11 protein-coding genes are annotated in these 18,466 nt (G+C 34.7%); 5 read left to right on the forward strand and 6 right to left on the reverse strand.

The features are described 5' to 3' along the window. Nucleotides 1–675: 675 nt before the first annotated feature. Entirely contained in the window at nt 676–2,649 is a 1,974-nt protein-coding gene (locus J7K39_04050; protein ID MCD6179057.1) for a TetM/TetW/TetO/TetS family tetracycline resistance ribosomal protection protein, read from the reverse strand. A 249-nt stretch (nt 2,650–2,898) separates the two neighbouring features. Between J7K39_04050 and J7K39_04055 the strand changes: the two genes are divergently transcribed. From J7K39_04055 to J7K39_04065, 3 genes are all read left to right on the forward strand, one after another. After that, a complete protein-coding gene (locus J7K39_04055) occupies nt 2,899–3,390 on the forward strand; it encodes an IPExxxVDY family protein (protein ID MCD6179058.1) in 492 nt (163 codons plus the stop codon). Nucleotides 3,391–3,531: 141 nt separating this feature from the next. Then, on the forward strand, nt 3,532–4,767 hold the full coding sequence (locus J7K39_04060) for an insulinase family protein (GenBank protein MCD6179059.1): 1,236 nt from the start codon (nt 3,532–3,534) through the stop codon (nt 4,765–4,767). Nucleotides 4,768–4,787: 20 nt separating this feature from the next. Continuing rightward, nucleotides 4,788–5,423, forward strand: a complete 636-nt coding sequence (locus J7K39_04065; GenBank protein MCD6179060.1) for a class I SAM-dependent methyltransferase — start codon at nt 4,788–4,790, stop codon at nt 5,421–5,423. Nucleotides 5,424–5,445: 22 nt separating this feature from the next. Here the strand turns inward: J7K39_04065 and folB are convergent, their stop codons facing one another. After that, the gene (gene folB, locus J7K39_04070; protein MCD6179061.1) at nt 5,446–5,841 is read right to left on the reverse strand and encodes a dihydroneopterin aldolase; all 396 of its coding nucleotides are present in this window, start codon (nt 5,839–5,841) and stop codon (nt 5,446–5,448) included. A 56-nt stretch (nt 5,842–5,897) separates the two neighbouring features. Here folB and J7K39_04075 point away from each other — a divergent pair, with 56 nt between their 5' ends. Next, nucleotides 5,898–6,200, forward strand: a complete 303-nt coding sequence (locus tag J7K39_04075) for a YbaB/EbfC family nucleoid-associated protein (protein ID MCD6179062.1) — start codon at nt 5,898–5,900, stop codon at nt 6,198–6,200. 66 nt (nt 6,201–6,266) lie between these two features. On the opposite strand, the gene lipB is transcribed toward J7K39_04075, so the two are convergent. From lipB to ruvA, 4 genes are all read right to left on the reverse strand, one after another. Beyond that, on the reverse strand, nt 6,267–6,980 hold the full coding sequence (lipB, locus tag J7K39_04080; GenBank protein MCD6179063.1) for a lipoyl(octanoyl) transferase LipB: 714 nt from the start codon (nt 6,978–6,980) through the stop codon (nt 6,267–6,269). A 6-nt stretch (nt 6,981–6,986) separates the two neighbouring features. Then, nucleotides 6,987–7,856: a lipoyl synthase gene (lipA, locus tag J7K39_04085; protein MCD6179064.1), complete on the reverse strand. Its 870-nt coding sequence runs from the start codon at nt 7,854–7,856 to the stop codon at nt 6,987–6,989. Nucleotides 7,857–7,954: 98 nt separating this feature from the next. Continuing rightward, nucleotides 7,955–15,193 (reverse strand): cell surface protein SprA, encoded by a 7,239-nt coding sequence (gene sprA / locus J7K39_04090; GenBank protein ID MCD6179065.1) that lies wholly within the window; start codon nt 15,191–15,193, stop codon nt 7,955–7,957. Between the two features lie 39 nt (nt 15,194–15,232). Further along, the gene (gene ruvA / locus J7K39_04095; GenBank protein ID MCD6179066.1) at nt 15,233–15,817 is read right to left on the reverse strand and encodes a Holliday junction branch migration protein RuvA; all 585 of its coding nucleotides are present in this window, start codon (nt 15,815–15,817) and stop codon (nt 15,233–15,235) included. Nucleotides 15,818–16,129: 312 nt separating this feature from the next. On the opposite strand from ruvA, the gene J7K39_04100 reads away from it, so the two are divergent. Continuing rightward, the gene (locus J7K39_04100) at nt 16,130–18,400 is read left to right on the forward strand and encodes an NADP-dependent malic enzyme (protein MCD6179067.1); all 2,271 of its coding nucleotides are present in this window, start codon (nt 16,130–16,132) and stop codon (nt 18,398–18,400) included. The last annotated feature ends 66 nt before the right edge of the window (nt 18,401–18,466 follow it).

An 18,466-nucleotide genomic window follows, 5' to 3' on the forward strand; every position in this document is an offset into this window, starting at 1 on the left:
CCTAAGACATTTGTTGAAGCATATAACGCTGAAAGTAAAATTATTGACAGGAAAAACTTTAGAGAATTTGTGGTAATATAAAAAGCTAGCACCCAACAAAAAAATATACGGCATTTGGCAGATTGTATTAAATATGAAGTTATTAGCAATAAATAAAATTAATCATAAGTTGAAAATGATACGTTTCAAAATGCCAAACGCCTCATATACTCGAACGTTAGGGGCAAGCTGAAAAAATAAACAAGAATGATAAATTTGCTACAAGAAAATAAAGAAATGGAAAGCTAACGCTCAACCGGAATTATAAACAAAAACAAAAGGAACTAACAATATATGTTTGAACAAGTATTTAAAAATATAGACGATATACTGCACAAAGATTCTGTACTAGCACTAATTACAAGTGTTGCAATAGATAAATCAGAAAAGCAATATAGATATCCAATTTATAATTTTAAATTTGAACCTAAATTGGTGAAAAATAAACACTCGGAAAACATTGAACTTATTAATTTATTGAAAACTTTTTGAGTCTGAGAAGACACACTAATATGGACACTACCTATGTCTTGCCAACGCTTTTTTACCGACCTTAAAAACTAATTTTTATAGATACAGCAGTGCTTCGATTGAGCTAATTGTAGAACATAAAAATTGAAAATAATTTAAACAGGTTTAATTCTTCCAACTTTCCTGAATTGCTTTTCTAGCTTTTAGTATATATTTAGCCTCATCTAACGGGCTTATGCCTTTAAATGGTCTAATCACTCCTTTATCGTCTGCACATTCTTTATACGAATGGAAACGTGTTTTAATCTTTGCTTTTCCGCCGGAACGGGAGCTTAATCTTATTGGAAAATCCATAGAAGTAGCAAGAGGGACTAATCCTTCCAACACAAATTTTCCGTTTTTCATTTGCGGACTTTCAAAGCTACCTCTCATCTGAATAATATCACTGGTAATTACTCCCAATAAATCTTCGGGAGCCCCAATTTGAAACCATAAATAAGGTTCAAGAAATTTTGTTCCGCTATTTACCAAACCATTCATTATAGCCATAGGCGTTGCTATTGCAAAATCACCCGGACGAGAATGCACTTCGTGATCTTCTCCCTCAACAAAAGTAATTATCAAATCCGTTACTTCCCATCCTTTAGGACCTTGTTTTAAAGCTTCGGGAATAGTACGCTCTATTTCATTTTGATATTTTCTATGCACATCATTTACACCAACTTCCGATTTATAAACAAGTCCGCTTCCCGTCTCTCCCGCTTCAATTTTAAACTTAACAATAGCCCAACAGGGTTTTGGCATCCAATATCGGGCAAAGCCTTCGGCTGATTTTTTAGGACTTTCCTTATAAATCACCGTTGGATTATCAAATTTGGCTTTAACATTAAAGCGAGTTTCTATAATTCTCTCCAACACCTCAATTTGTATCCAACCCATAATCCTAATATGCAACTCTTTCTCTTCGCGCAGCCATTCAAATTGAAGAGAAGGATCTTCTGTATTAAGAATCTGAAGAGCTTCTGCTAAAGCAGGATAATCTTTTTCATTATCGGCCTTAACTTGTACGGTAAGCAAAGGACTATTTATTTTTATTTTTTTCGGAACAAGACTATCACTTCCTAAAACATCACCAACATTAGCAGCAGATAAACCGCATACAGCAGCTATATCGCCTGCACCAACAAAGTTTTCCTCTTTCAATTTTCCGGCCTGAAAACGTCTTATCAAACTCACTTTCTCTTCTATATCACGACTAACATTTTTAATCACGTCTCTATTAGATAGTTTTCCGTCAAACAATTTTATGCCAATAATTTTCCCCAATTTTCTATCGTGAGCAACACTAAAAACCAAGGCCGAAAAAGGATTTTCTTCACTTCCTTTTGCAAAAGGCATATAATTTACAAGAGTATCTAAAAGTTCGTGCACTCCCAACATATTTTTTGCTGCTCCCATTAAAACAGGAATAAGCTGAGAACTATTAGCAGCAGCTTTTAACTCTTCGTCTAACTCACGGAAGGAGATAGTTTCATTATTTATATATTTCTCTAAAATAGTATCATTATTATTAGCAATGCTTTCAAGAGTTTGTTCACAAATATTATTCTCGTTCCAACAACTATTAATGTTTGCTGCATTTCCTTCTCCATCATTTATGCTTTCTTGCAAAACTACAATATCGTCAGTCAGATTATTTCTTATCTCGCGCAGAACTCTCTCTGTATCAGCTCCCAAGCGATCTATTTTATTTATAAAAATAATAGTGGGGATTTTATGCTCTTTCAGTACTGACCAAATATTTTCGGTATGCGACTGAACACCTTCAACAGCAGAGACCACTAAAATAGCGGCATCCAAAACCACTAACGTACGTTCTAAGTCTGCAGAAAAATCTATATGCCCGGGAGTATCAATTAAATTTATTTGTACGTCTTTCCAATAAAAAGTTGAAGCTGCAGAACGAATAGAAATACCACGTTCTTTTTCAATGTCTAAAAAATCTGTTTGCGAGCTACCTTTATCTACATTACCAAGGTTTTTTATTACCCCTGCTAAATACAAAAAGCTTTCGCTAAGAGTAGTTTTTCCTGCATCTACATGAGCAAGCACTCCAATATTAATAATCTTCTTTTTCAAACTTATTTTATTTCTATCTTTCGGCTCGACAAATATAGAATATGTTTTATCTTCCTATAGAAAAAACCTTTAAGACTCAAAAAAAATGTAACCTTATTAGTAAAAAGATAAGACTTCTGAACAAATCAAAAAGATAGTTAGGAACAGCTGAGAGTGTAATTTTCAGTTGTCGTCTCCCCGATGAAACATTATCAAAAATTGCTATCATTTACTTTTTCCTTGTAAATTAGCCTTCTAAAATCACAGGCATTGGCAAAGAAATTAAGTATTTCAAAATCTGTTAATAACCAACATAGTATTATTGGCTTATCTTGTTTAGCCAACGATTACCGTTTACTTTATTTTGCCAGTAAGTCTTTAGGATTTTCTTTTAACAAACTTGAAGACCTTCCGCTTTATGGCAGAAAAGATAAGTTAGGCGATTTCTCCTTTTATCATTTTGCCGATGAGGAGAAACATCTTAATTATTATCTGTTCTCAAATAAAAATCAAGGTAGAATTGCTATTTCAGCTTATCGTAATTTTGATTATTTTTTATTAATTGATGAAAAAATAAGCACTCCTTTTCAGGTTGAACTATTAAATAAACTACGTAAGATTCCTATTCTTCAGGCTGCGATGAATATTCCGACTCATAGTTTAAAAGACTTGGATATTTTATTGGAAGATATTGAGTTACACCTGATTAGTCTTCACAAAAAAGAAAAACAAAAGCAACTTCTTTGGACTAAAAAGATTTAGTTTTTTTTAAAACACACATCCCTTTTTCACATCTTAATAAAGTATTAAACCTTTAATATTTACTTTCGAGCCAGCACTCTCAGCAAAATAGCACATCAACTCATTAATTGCATTATAAAAAAGCTGTACTTTTGCGCCCGAATGGCAGATTATCAGATACATCAGTTAAAAAACGGAATTCGCTTAGTACATCAGCAGTTAAGCAATGAGTCAAACGGACAGGTTGCTCATTTAGGTCTGATAGTAGATACCGGCTCTCGCGATGAATTACCACATCAAAATGGGTTAGCACATTTTATTGAGCATGTTATTTTTAAAGGTACCGAAAAACGAAAAGCCTATCATATTCTTAGTCGGTTAGAAGATGTAGGAGCTGAACTAAATGCTTATACATCTAAGGAAGAAACGGTTATTGAAGCTGCTTTTTTATCACAGCATTATGCACGAACATTAGAGCTTTTTGCTGATATTGTTTTTCATTCTGTCTTTCCCGAAAAGGAATTAAAAAAAGAACAAGAAGTTGTAATTGATGAAATAAACTCTTACAAAGACACTCCTTCGGAGCAGATTTTTGACGACTTTGATTGTTTACTTTTTCCCGAACATCCTTTGGGAAAAAATATTTTAGGGACAAAAAAACTTGTTAAATCGTTTAATAAAGAAAGAGTAAAAGAGTTTATAGCCCAAAATTATAATACCGATAAAATGGTTATTTCTTCGGTTGGAGCTATAGAATTTAAAAAATTGGTTTTGCTTTTTGAGAAATATTTTTCCGATAAAAGCGCAAATCTATCATCCACTAATCGTGAGCTTGTTAATGGGTATTTTCCCGTAGATAAAATAAAGAAACGCCGATTGTTTCAAACACATTGTATGATTGGAAACAGGTCTTACGGCCTGAAAGACAATAAACGCACCAGCTTCTCTCTTTTAAATAATTATTTGGGAGGTCCCGGATTAAACTCTCGTTTAAATTTAGCTATCCGAGAGAAATACGGTTTTACCTACAATCTGGAATCTAATTATACACCATATAGCGATGTGGGGAATTTCTCTATTTATATGGGAACCGACAAGCATTATTTGGAGCGAAGCATAGAATTAGTTCATAAAGAATTAAAATTACTCAGAGATAAAAAATTAGGTCCACTTCAGCTAAAAAAGGCAAAACAACAATTCGCGGGACAAATTGCTATTTCCGAAGATTCTAATGCAGTAAAAATGCATAATAACGGACGCAGCTTATTAAGCTACGGCAGGATTAGTACTCTTGAAGAAGTGAATTTAAAAATACACAAAGTTACTGCCGAAGATATTCTTGATGTTGCAAATGAAGTTTTTGATCCGGATCAGATGAGTATGCTTGTGTTTAAATAAAATTACAAACATCTGCAAAAATGATAGATTCTAAAATTGAAGATTACAGCGAAAAGCACAGCTCTGATCATAGTAATATTTTAAATGAGCTCTACCGCGAAACCAACTTAAAAATGGTACATCCGCGTATGATAAGCGGTAAACAACAGGGAAGGTTTTTAAGTATGCTATCGCATATGATTCGCCCAAAAACAATATTAGAAATAGGAACATATACCGGTTATTCGGCTATTTGTCTGTCGGAAGGTTTAGCCGAAAACGGAAAAATACATACTATAGAACTCGACCCCGAATTAGAATCTATTGCCAGTAAATACTTTAAAAAAGCAGCTGTTGAAAATCAGATTATACAATATTTTGGCAATGCATTAAAAATTATCCCTGAGCTTGATTTACTTTTCGATTTAGTTTTTATCGATGCCGATAAAAATAACTATTCAAATTATTACAATTTAGTTTTTGATAAGATTCGTTCAGGCGGCTTTTTGTTAGCAGACAATGTTTTATGGAGCGGGAAAGTAATTGAACCCATAAAAAAAGGCGATAAAGACACTCCCGGAATTATTGAATTTAACACCCTTGTTCAACAAGACGATCGTGTAGAAAATGTACTACTTCCTTTAAGAGATGGTCTGATGTTGATTAGGAAAAAGTGATATTCACTAAATAGTAAAATAGCTATTCCTTTTCTATATCATCAGTTGTTAATGTTACACTTACACTTTTCATTTTACCGCCAAGGGGAGGATTGAGTTTTTGAATTTTTACTTTAGCCCATTCAACTTGAGGGAATTCGTGCTGAACAGCTAAAAGGATACGTCGGGAAATATGCTCTAAAAGATTAGACCCTATCTGCATTTGTTTTTTAACCGATTGATAAACATCGAGATAATTAACTGTTTTACTCAGATTATCTGTTTTTTCAGCTTCACTTGTATCAGTATTAAAATAAAGATCAACCACAAAGCTGGTTCCTATAATTTTCTCTTCTTCAAAACATCCGTGGTAGGCGTAAAATTCCATACCTTCTATGGCGATCATCGACATTATTTTCTCTTTTAAAATGTGCGCCAAAGGTACAAATCTTTTAAAAAGCGTGTATATTTGCAGCATCTATAAAATCACATAAAATGCTAAATAAATTAATGGGGAATTTAGGTCCAATGAAAGAAGTCATGGACAATACCAAAAAGAAATTAGATGCTATTTCGGTTAAAGGGGAAGCTGAAAGAGGTTTAGTTACCGTTTATGCCAATGGGAATCGTAGAATTACGGAAATCAATATAAACCAAAAATTGATGGATGATGGCGATAAAGAAGCTATTGAAGAATTAGTACAAATAGCTATTAATAAAGCCTTGGAGCATGCCGATAGTGTTAATGAAATGGAAATGGCAAGTGCTGCTCGGAATATGATACCCGGAATGTTTTAAATGATCTGCTAATTAGATAATGTATTGATAAGATAATTTGAAATTCATTATCATATCGTCATATTATTATCCCATTTCATAAAGATTTAGCTCTAATTGTTGAGTTAAATATCCTTTTAGCTTTATTTTAATTTCTTGAATATCGGGCGCATATCCCAATTCTTCTTCCATAGAAGTAACTCCTTTGTCTAAAATTCCACAAGGATTAATATGTTTATAATAATCCATATCGGGATTAACATTTAGAGCAAAGCCATGCATACTCACATAACGACTGATTTTAACTCCAATTGCAGCTATTTTTCGTTCGGGCTTATCAGATGTTTCCGCTAACCAAACACCAATAGAATCCGTTCTTCTATAAGTTTCCAGTCCATATTCTTTAAGCAAAAGAATAATAGCATCTTCCATCTTCTCTATATATTTTCTTGTTCCTATCTGCAAACCTTCCAAGTCGAGAATAGGATAGCCCACTAATTGTCCGGGACCGTGATAAGTAATATCTCCTCCACGACTAGTCTTTACAAAATCGGCATTTTTATCTTGAAGTTGAAGAGTATTAATTAAAAGGTTAGACTCATCTCCACTTTTTCCAAGGGTATAAACATGAGGATGCTCACAAAAAATAAGATAATTATACTGTACTTGTTTTTCACATTGAGGAAGGGTTCTGTTACAGTTTTTAATATAAAGGATTTCATTAAAGAGCTTCTCTTGATATTCCAAGGTCTCTTGATATGACATATATCCTAAATCATTAAAGATTGTAAAAACTTCCATCTTTTATTATTTTTTAATATGCTTTTCGGCATGATAAGAAGAACGAACAAGCGGTCCACTTTCAACATGTGTAAATCCTTTTTCTATTCCGGCTAAACGATAACGTTCAAACACATCGGGATGAATATATTCACTAACAGGAAGATGCTTGCTGCTTGGTTGTAAATATTGTCCGATAGTTAAAACCTGACATCCAACTGCACGTAAATCATCCATTGTTTCTAAAACGTCTTCTTCGGTTTCTCCAATGCCAACCATTATCCCCGATTTAGAAATAATTCCGTATTCCGAAATCCATTTAATAACTTCTAAACTACGATCGTATTTAGCAAGACTGCGTGTACGAGGAGTAAGAATTCTGGTGGTTTCCATATTATGAGAAATCACTTCGGGACGTGAATCCATCATTGTTTTCAAATCCTTATAGTTTCCTTTAAAATCGGGAATTAAAGTTTCTATGGTTACTTCGGGAGTTCGTTCTTTAATTTTACGCACAGTCTCCGCCCAAATAGCAGCTCCACCATCTTCTAAATCGTCTCTATCAACGGATGTTAAAACAACATGTTTTAATTTTAATAATTCAACCGATTCTGCAACACGTGCCGGTTCTTCCAAGTCTACGGCTAAAGGCTTACCTGTTTTTACAGCACAGAATTTACAAGCACGCGTACAAATATCGCCTAAAATCATAAGTGTTGCAGTACCTCTTCCCCAACAATCTTCCATATTCGGACAATGACCACTGGTGCAAATGGTATGTAACTTATTACGTTCAATAACCTCTTTAACACCAAGATATGTCTTTCCAAAAGGAACTTTAATCTTTAACCAATCGGGTTTTATACGTTTATTTTGACGTGCTTCTCTAATATTCATTTCTACTAATTTGGACGGCAAAGTTACGCATAATGACTTTACTCCCAATCAGGATTTTGAAGAGAATTTTTAATAAAGTTTAATTAAAAGAATTGATATTATTGCGCCAATGTAAAACGCAAACTAATTCCGCCATTGGTAGTTGAGTTACGGTATTGATTTGCCATATATGGATTATTAATCACCTGATCGTAATAAAAACGCATCGTCATCCGGTCGCTCATCATATAATCGGCAGAGAAATTTATAGACATTACTTTCTGACCCGAAGAAACCTGATCGATATTTTGATCTATACGACGTAAAATAGTTCTATTATCGCGCAAAGAAAAGTCGGCTTTTAAATTCAAATCGCTATTTACCTTTGTTTTACCATTGCCGCCTCTCACATTTGAGAATTTCAACTTTACACCTTTTAATCTGTAACCAATGCCTATAACATATTCCTGACTAACGACCTCCGTTAGTTGATTATTTACAAAACTAAGTGCTAAATTTCGCGAACGTTTAATTTCAATATTAGCAATCATACTATTTTTCAGTGTAGCATTAATTCTAATCAGCGGACTAAACTGCTCCGAAATAGACAATAAGGTAATATCGTATTTTGCATTAAAGTCGTAATTATCATTTAGGCTCGATGCAAATCCATTTGTCTCCTGATACTGAATATTAGAGATATAAGAACCAATATTATAAGACGAGCGATAAGCATGAGAGATAGTAATATTTTTAAACCATTTTTTTATAAACGGAATTTTTGATAGCCCTTTATAAGTAAATCGCCAATTTGGTAAAGGAATAGAAGGGAAATATCCAAGTTTAACATCCTGAGGCGATTTACCGGTATAAGCTGCCATAAACGCTCCGTGAATTACATCTTGCGATGTAGCACCATAGCCTATAGGGAAACCTGTAGAGTCGTTATACAAACCCGTCCAATTAGAATTCTGATTGGCTAATCTTTCTGCTATTGGAAAACGATAAGCACGCAAGTTGTCGTAAGGTTCCGAGCTGTTGTCGTCGTTTATTTTTTTGAAAGCAGTTCCAATGGTTAAAAACGACATACTAAAACTACCTCTTTCCATAGCGGCAAACGACTGGAAACTAAAATCATCATCAGACCATTTATAATAATCTTCCGAAGAATTTGTTGAAGTGCGTGTTGCCGATATTTCAATCCTAAAATCTTTAACCGGCTCTAATGTTGCTCTCAAATTCAAATCAGTACTCTGTTTATTCATACTCATTTGATTCTGTGCAGAATCCGTAGATAACCAACCATTTATTCCCGCTTCATACCTAATATCGTTATCTAACCCAAAAACATAACCTAAACCCGGAGCCATCTTCGACCAATTATTTCCCAACATATCAGGCTCCGGAATAAAGCCGGGCAAATAATTTCCTTTATTTTCAGAATAAGTTACCGAAGCATCTTTCCACATCATTAACACTTTCAAACTTTCGTTTAATATTTTAATGGCAAGCTTATCTTTTTCAGGTTTCTTAAGTTGTTTATTATTTCTATTTGGAGCAGCGGAACGTCTTCCGGGGCGACGTTGCGGACGACTGATTTTCTTTAAATACGGGATTTTATCATATAATTTACTAATCCTAAAACTTCCATTTAATGCCAATGAACTGGAATTTTCAATACTGTTCCCAAACCTATCCTGCAAACTCAATGGCGATGCTGTCCAATGGTATTCACTTTGATAACGAGCCGTAGCATTCACCCAGTTAAACAAAGGAATTTTATTTATTGGTAAGGTGTAATTTAGTCCTGTCGATTGATCAAACTGATTCATTTTACCACCGGCATAAACACTATTCATCACAAAGTCGCGATATTCAATCATATACTGATCATCGGAGCGATCGATACGCCCTTCGGGTTCATTGATGAAAGCACTGGCTTTAGCGTTATAATCCAACTTCAAAGAGCGTGTTAAATCAAAACGCATATTATAAGAGCGGTTCCAATCGAAACGCTTACTCCAAGTCCAGCGGATAGGAATATCGCCTATACTTTTATTTCGTAGCTTTTTATCTTCATACTCTCTATTGATATCTGTTCTAAAAGTGAATAAACGGGGTTTAAGAAAAAAGTTAAAATCGCGAATAATACGCCAGTTTTTACCACTTAAGAACTTCACTCTTTTAAAAGGCTCTATCGGTTTAGGATTTAGATTCACATTATAACCCAAACCTCCACGATAAGCTTTCTTTAAATGATATTCAATATCAATATTACGATGATAAATTTCTGAATATGAATAAGAAACATCAAAATTCTCAAGGTCATAGATATGTGTTTTACCTAAATTTGATCCCGATCTGTCTTTTCTAACATTGATAAAGTTGATATTCTTTCTCAAAGTAAAATCTTGCGCTACGGATCGTGCCGAATCCCTTTTCGACTTAGTTGGATAACTATCTAAATCTTTCTGAAAATTTATATCGGGATCCAAGGGGTTAAACTCAGGATCGAGCTTAGTCTCAGAATAATCAAAATGCAATGGAATACGAATGCCCCATTTTTCAGGAAAAAATTTCCCTATCTTCAGATTTGTTGCAACATCAATATTAGTTACATCTTCAAGCTGGCGATTAGTAATACCACTTTCCAAACCACCAAAACCCGCTGTGCTTCTCGCTCCCGAAACAATAACATTACCTAAATCGGCCAAATCAATCTTAGCTCTTGCCGTTGCTGCCCAAGCTGATTTATTATCAAAATCACTTACTCGCAATTCGTTAATCCATATTTCTGCACATTTTGAAAGGCCATCATCATCGCTATCAACAGTTGTTTTTTTAGGATTCCTCACTCCTATCATAATGGCTTTTACATCACTTAGGCTGGGGGAGCCTTTTACTGTAATTTTATTTCCATTGTCCATTTCGGAATAAAGTGAACCGGCATTTAAAATACCTACACTCTCTCGTTCGGCAATATTTCTATTTAGTTTTACTTCGACTAAACGCTCCAAATCAACATCAAAACGGTTGGCCTCCGGCCAGATTGCTTCCGGATCGGAAGTCCCCCAATCGGTTAATTGCAGAGGAATTTCATATTCATAATAATTTTCTGTAAAGTCGGCTCCCAAACGAATAAAAATAGTCAAGTCGCCATTATCAAGCTTGTCGTCAATTCGCATTTTTTCAGCGTGGACAAACATCTTTAATTTTTTATATCGCCTAAAATCAAAATCAACCGTTTTAAAAGTTGCTCTGGCATCACCGTCTAATAAACCACAACTTACGATCTGCATTGCCTGCTCGTTACGTCTCTGTAAATTTGTTGTTCCAATATTTATCTCACGTTCAATACCCGGCGGAATAACATAAGGAATAGGATAACGACTACCATTCTCTTCAATATTTACGGCCGCCACATCAAAAACCGTTTCACTCTGAATATCGTCCGGAATATACTCTCCAGGACTTAATAAATCATAACGATAACGGCGCCAATCGCTGCGTACCAATTCCAAAGTTGCAAAACGGAGCACTTTTGGTTTTTCAAATCCCTTCATAAACATCCGCATAAAGCGAATAGATTTAAAATCGTTAATGGCTCCAACCACCTTACTTGGACTGCGAACAGGAATTTTAAATTGATACCATTTAGTGTAAATAGGATCGCCATTTTCTTTTTCATCAGAACCATTGCCTTCCCGAATATCGGTAATAAAATTTTTCCCTATTTCCATATTGTCAGGATGCAAATCGATAACATATTGATAGTATCGCTCGGCCTCACTTAAAGTATTATCTCTATTTATATCTTCCACATCGGGCAAAGTAGTGGCCATAGTAGGATAAGTTTCATCGCTAAACTCAGATGCAGGACTATTCCCTTCTACACCGTTATACTTTTTATACCGCTCTATAATACTGCCGTATTGGTCATTCTCATCATAATCCGTTCCGCGGAAATAATGAAAGTTATCTGCTGAAGGATCTTCATTAGCTTTTGTAAAAGCTTGAGAATTAACACCATAACGAGTATTTATTTTATTTAGATATATTTCCTGAAAAAAGTTCCGTTCATCATCATCGCTCAAGCCATCAAAGCCAACATCCTGAAATGGACGCGATTTCGGCTGATTATCAAAAGCATCGACCAGCGATTGAAGAACCGGCACTCTACCCCATATTGTTGAATCAACATTCTCTACGATTTCAGATGTTGGCAAACCATTTTCGTATGCTTTTCGCGAATCGCGCAAAATATCCTCCGAAACATCACCCAAATTAAAATACAATTGTCCGCCACTTCCATTTGGATCTTCGCTAAACGGATCCATCATCCAAAACTCAATATACTCTATATTGGTTGCTTCAAAATCAGAAGTTTCTATTTGGCGCATAATACCGCCCCAGCGCGTTTCCGGATTTTTAAGACTACCATCAGATTCTAAACCTGACGAAATTCCCAAAACGCCATCTACATCGTAATTGTATGCACCACGCTCTTCAGGATAAAAAGCCAAATTAAAAACAGGAATATTACTCGGATAACCATTAGGCGTTTCTTTTGCAGGAAAAACTTCTTTCTCTAATACCTGTCGAACCTCATCTTTTGATAATTCTTCTCTATCTATATTCGCAGGGCGAAGATTACCTTGATCGTAAAATAGCGGATCAATAATATACCAAGCAAGCTTGGCGCGATTCATACCATACAATAAATCTGTACCTATTCCGGCTTCGGGAAACATTCCTGCTTGAGTTTGTCCTTGCGGTGTACTAGCCATTGTCCAACGCGAAACCATTTTTAAATCGATGGTTGATTTTGTTCCTTCAAAATCATCGATATACGAAGTTCCACTTTCGCCAATAGCCCTCGAATGGCCAGGTAAAAAATGAGCAAATTCACCATTAAAGGTTATTGTAGAAGGAGCGTCGGTTTCGATAAAAGGTAGTTTATCCACCATTTTAGTAATCCATCGCGATTCTTTTTGATAACTAATATCAAAACCATAAATAGTATTGTTTATAGGATCGTCTCCAATATTCGTTTTCTGGGTAATGGGCTTTTCACTTAGGTTAAGAAAAGTACCTCCTAAATGCAAATTCTTACTCCAGTCGTAGTCGATATGCGTACCCATCATACGCTTGGTTTGCAAACTAAAAGCCGCAGTACTTTCCATAGAAATATTGATGGGCGTTCCCGAGCTTAAAATTCCTTCGTTAATAATCCTAACACGACCCAAAGTATAATCAACGGTATAATCTACATTTTCAACCAGTGGAATACCTCCGGCTGTGACTTTTACAGAACCTTGCGGAACATTTAAGGCGTTCAAAGAGATTTCGGAACCGGTAGATGATTTAAAAGAACCATCGAGCAAAAATTTATTTTTAGCCGGATATTGCTGTGCTCCCGATTTGGTTAGTGTATAAAGTGAATCGTAACAGTATTTATCTGCCAAAGCATCATCAGCTAATTTATTACGTAAATATTCTCCAAAAGGCTCAAGCATTGGAAAAAAGATTCGCCCATTTGATGCTTGAATTGTACCGCCGTTTATAGCTGCCTGATCGATAAAATCAAACACTCCATCGGCCGTAGGATTCAATTGCTGATCGAGACGATCAAGTTTCATAACCTCTATAAGATTAACGCCTTTCACATCTTCCGGACCTTCAGCTAAATACCCTTTTGGTACACCATCCACACCTCCTGCGTACAAAATATTTAAATTAAAGTCTTCTCTATTGACTTGGTAAGCACCAATGTTGTATACATTCTTCATCATCAGCTTCCACAAATCGGTTTGCGTATTGGTAGCTGTACTTTTTAAAAGCTTTACCATTAGCGTATTAGGAGCAACTACTCCCTGATCAGAAAACTCTCCAACCTGATAAATTTTTTGATCGCCAATAACGGTATATTGATAAGAAACTGCAACTATCTGATCCGGATTAATACGAGTGTTTAACGAAATAAAACCTAACTTTCTGTTTAATGTATATTCCGAGGGTCTTAATTTCCTGGCCAATTCAACTTTTTCATAATCAATACCCGAAACAAGATTCAAACTCCCACTCTGAAGATAAGAAGTAATATTGCTAATACTCCGTACCCGACTGGTATCAACAATTTGTTTTAGATTATTTACATCATTATAAGGAAGACGCTGAGAAGTTACTGGACTAAACAAAGGGTTATAGGGTCTACTCTCTCCCAAATCCTGAAAAGCCAAAATATTACGGTTTTCCGTTAGCGGGGCTCCAACATTAGTCACCCAGACTTCAATTTTGGTAATATTAATATTGGAGTTTATTACCGGCAAGTCTGTTAAAGAACGTTCATAATTATCGCGAAAATATTTGGAGAGGAAAAAGTGACGATTCTCTTCGTATTCATCAATTTTCAATTGGAAATCATTTTTCTGACCACCGCCTTGTACCGTAATTGAAGAGGACTCACTTTTCTGTTCTGAGAAAACGGAAGTAATAGTCATTTTCCCAAACTTAAGTTTCGACTTAATGCCGAACAAGCTCTGACTTCCTTGAATAAGAGTGCTATTAAGCGGCAAGGTAACATCCCCTGCTTCAATCAGTTGAATAATTTCATCTTCCTTACCTTCGTATTTTAATTTTAATTTATTCTCAAAATCAAAAGTGGCTTCGGTATTGTAATTAACTTTAAATTCAATTTTATCGCCAATTTTGGCCAAAACATTTAATTGGATTTTTTGTTGAAAATCGAAATTGGTAGTACTTTGTTGACGCACATTTAAAGCCGGATCTTCACGTTTGTTATTCACTACTCCAAAAAGCAACTCGGCAGAACCCTGTGGCCTGATATCGATAGTATTACTCCCAAATATACGTTCAAAAGCTTCACCTCCAATATGAATTTTTGGTATTCCTCCTTGCTGACCGGCATCTACCCTTTCACTTGCTTTTTTCTTCCAGTAATTATGAAGAGCTTGGTTTGCTTCAAAAATACGATATTCGTCTAAATCAATTTTTTGAGATGGACGATAATTTAATTCTCCCATTTTACTGGTAAATACATATTGACCGGTAACAGGATCATAAATAAATTGATTTTTCAGATTTTTAGGATCACGCAAATACAAAGCGCTTTTGGGTGTAGCACCATAATATAAAACACTTTTATCTTGAGGAATAGGATAAATCAATGATATTGTATCAGAATTTGAGGTATCGGCGACTAAGGTTAGATATACTATAGAAAAATCAATCTCTTTTTTGCTTTCATTTAAAACTTCGGCCTTTAAAAAAGGATTCGTTAGAAAAAAAACAAAAAGGAAAATGTACTTATTTATTGATATCCTATTCTTTAAACTCAATTATTAAATGCTTTTTTATCAAGTATTGCCAAAAATCACTTACATCAATTTCAGCACTTCTTTAATCAATTGCTCAACACGTTCAATTTCGGGATGAGCTTTTAATGCTTTATCGATGCCTTTACTTGCCATCTGTTTGCTAAAACCCAAAACCACTAAACCTGATAACGCTTCTTCTTTTAAGCTATTGTGTGTAAAAGACAAAATACTACTTTCATCTTCACTCATATCGAGCTTACCCTTTAAATCAATAATAATCCGTTGAGCAGATTTTAAACCAATACCTTTAACAGATTTAAGCAAAGCTACATCACCACGGGCAATAGCCTCAATTACCTCCTTAGGATTTAATGTTGAAAGAATCATACGAGCAGTAGCAGCACCAACGCCGGACACGCTCAAAAGATTACGAAAAACATTTCGTTCAAAATCATCGGCAAAGCCATATAAAATTTGAGCATCTTCCCGAACAATAAAATGAATGAATAATTTGCAATTTTCTTTATCAGGCAAAGCCGAAAAAGTATTAAGTGAGATATTTATAAAATAGCCAACTCCCTGACAGTCGATTACAACATAAGCTGGGTTTTTCTCAATTAATTTTCCATTTAAATATTCGTACATTCTTATTGTATTAGTTATTATGCAGTAAAAATACAAATTAAATATGCGAAACAAACTTGAAAATACAAGTATAATTAAGAACCAATTGTTCAAAAACTTCAATCTAATATTTACATATAAGTTACTTTTCTAATTGTTCATATAAATAAAACAATCTTACACTTTTCAAAATTTATAAAAATCATATCTTAAATCATTAAAAAGCTGATTTATTTTATGCTAAAAGGTATTATAAGTTTCTTTACTACCATGTTATTATTACACAAAGTACATATATTTGCCTAAGTAATTCCATTCTTAAAAAAACTTATCATGGATAATTTATTTAAAAGAGATGCTTTAAAGTATCATAGCGAAGGAAGACCCGGAAAAATAGAAGTCGTTCCTACAACAACCCACTCTACAATGCGTGATTTATCACTTGCTTATTCTCCAGGTGTTGCTGAGCCTTGTTTAGAAATTGAGAAAAATCCCGAAGATGCATATAAGTATACTGCCTTAGGAAATCTTGTTGCTGTAATTTCAAACGGAACTGCCGTTTTGGGTTTAGGCGATATTGGTGCTCAAGCAGGGAAACCTGTTATGGAGGGAAAAGGTTTATTATTTAAGATTTATGCTGATATTGATGTTTTTGATATTGAAGTAGATACCAAAGATGTTGATAAATTTATTGAAACCGTAAAAATGATTGCTCCAACTTTCGGAGGGATTAACTTAGAAGATATTAAAGCCCCCGAATGTTTTGAAATTGAACGTAGGTTAAAAGAAGAACTGGATATCCCATTAATGCACGATGATCAACATGGCACAGCTATTATTTCTTCTGCAGGATTATTAAATGCCGTTGAAGTACTTGGCAAAAAAATAGGAGATATAAAAGTAGTTGTTAATGGTGCCGGAGCATCTGCTATCTCTTGCACACGTCTTTACAAAAAATTGGGAGTAAATCCTGAGAATATTATTATGTGCGATAGTCGCGGTGTTATTCGTAAAGACCGACCAAATTTAAGTACAGAAAAAGCCGAATTTGCTACCAATAAAGATATAAATACTTTAGCAGAAGCCATTAACGGTGCCGATTTATTCCTTGGCTTATCTGTTGGAGGTGTTTTAAAACCTGAAATGTTAAAAACAATGAACGATAATCCCATTGTTTTTGCATTAGCTAACCCAAATCCCGAAATTACTGTTGAAGACGCATTAGCTACTCGTAAAGATGTTTTAATGGCTACCGGAAGATCAGATTATCCAAATCAAATAAATAATGTATTGGGATTCCCTTATATTTTTCGTGGGGCATTAGATGTTAGAGCAACCGGCATTAATGAAGAGATGAAAGTAGCAGCAGCATATGCACTTGCCGATTTAGCAAAAGAGCCTGTTCCTGAAGAAGTAAATCAAGCCTTCCAAAGCGGAAATCTTACTTTTGGTCCCGATTATCTTATCCCAAAACCTACCGATCCTCGCTTAATAGAAACTATTGCTCCTGCTGTTGCTAAAGCAGCTATGGATTCAGGTATTGCTAAAAATCCAATTAAAAACTGGGATGTATATAAAGAAAGTTTACGCACCCGTTTAGGTATAGGAAATCCTTTAATTCGTCAAATTAAGGCAAAAGCAAAAAAACAATTAAAAAGAATTGTTTTTGCCGATGCCGAGAATTATAAAATATTAAAAGCTGCTGAGATAATTATTAACGAAAAGTTAGCAACACCTATACTCTTAGGTAATAAAGATGTAATTATCAATATCGCTAAAGAGAATAATTTAGAACTTAATGGTGTTAAGATTATTGATCCTATTGACGACAAACAACTCAAGTTGCGTTCACAATTTGCCGAGTTATTATTCGAAAAAAGAAAACGCAAAGGAATGTCTTTAGAAGACACTACGGATAAAATGAGACAACGTTCTTATTTTGCTCCGGCAATGGTTCAGTACGGCTTAGCCGACGGTGTTGTTTTAGGTCATACCAAAAGTTATCCCGAAGCCATTCGCCCTGCATTACAAGTAATTGGAAAAGCAGATAATGTTAAATTAGTATCCGGAATGTATATTTTCATTTCCAAAAAAGGACCTTATTTCTTAGCAGATACTACAGTTAATAAAAACCCTTCTGTTGAACAGTTAATAGAAATCACTTTACAAACAGCTCAATCAATTCGTCATTTCGGGGTTGAACCTCGCATTGCTCTTCTGTCATATTCTAATTTTGGATCTAATGAGGGCTTTTCGCCAAATACTATGCGTGAAGTAGCAGCCTATCTGCATAAAAATCATCCCGATATAATTGTTGATGGAGAAATGCAAGCGAATTTTGCTTTAAATAAAGAACTACTTAAACGTAAGTTCCCATTTTCAAAATTAGCTGAATCAGGAGCAAATACATTAATATTTCCCAACCTTTCTTCAGGCAATATTGCCTATAAATTATTGCAGTCAACAACTGATTATAAAGTTATAGGACCTATTTTAAATGGCTTTAAAAAATCAGCTCATGTATTGCAATTAGGAAGTTCTGTTGAAGAAATTGTAGATATTGCAATGATTGCAAGTATAGATGCTGCCTACAAAAGTGAATAATCACTTATTGTTAGACGTAAAATAAGATTTTATATTTAAGTTTAACAAACTCTCTATATTACAACC

Source organism: Bacteroidales bacterium, assembly GCA_021157585.1.
Lineage (GTDB): Bacteria > Bacteroidota > Bacteroidia > Bacteroidales > UBA12170 > UBA12170.

Excerpts from the sequence above, each read along its gene's own strand:
- J7K39_04060 (MCD6179059.1), top strand. The coding sequence starts at position 3,532 with ATGGCAGATTATCAGATACATCAGTTAAAAAACGGAATTCGCTTAGTA.
- J7K39_04065 (MCD6179060.1), top strand. The coding sequence starts at position 4,788 with ATGATAGATTCTAAAATTGAAGATTACAGCGAAAAGCACAGCTCTGAT.
- J7K39_04075 (MCD6179062.1), top strand. The coding sequence starts at position 5,898 with ATGCTAAATAAATTAATGGGGAATTTAGGTCCAATGAAAGAAGTCATG.
- lipB (MCD6179063.1), bottom strand. The coding sequence starts at position 6,980 with ATGGAAGTTTTTACAATCTTTAATGATTTAGGATATATGTCATATCAA.
- lipA (MCD6179064.1), bottom strand. The coding sequence starts at position 7,856 with ATGAATATTAGAGAAGCACGTCAAAATAAACGTATAAAACCCGATTGG.
- ruvA (MCD6179066.1), bottom strand. The coding sequence starts at position 15,817 with ATGTACGAATATTTAAATGGAAAATTAATTGAGAAAAACCCAGCTTAT.
- J7K39_04100 (MCD6179067.1), top strand. The coding sequence starts at position 16,130 with ATGGATAATTTATTTAAAAGAGATGCTTTAAAGTATCATAGCGAAGGA.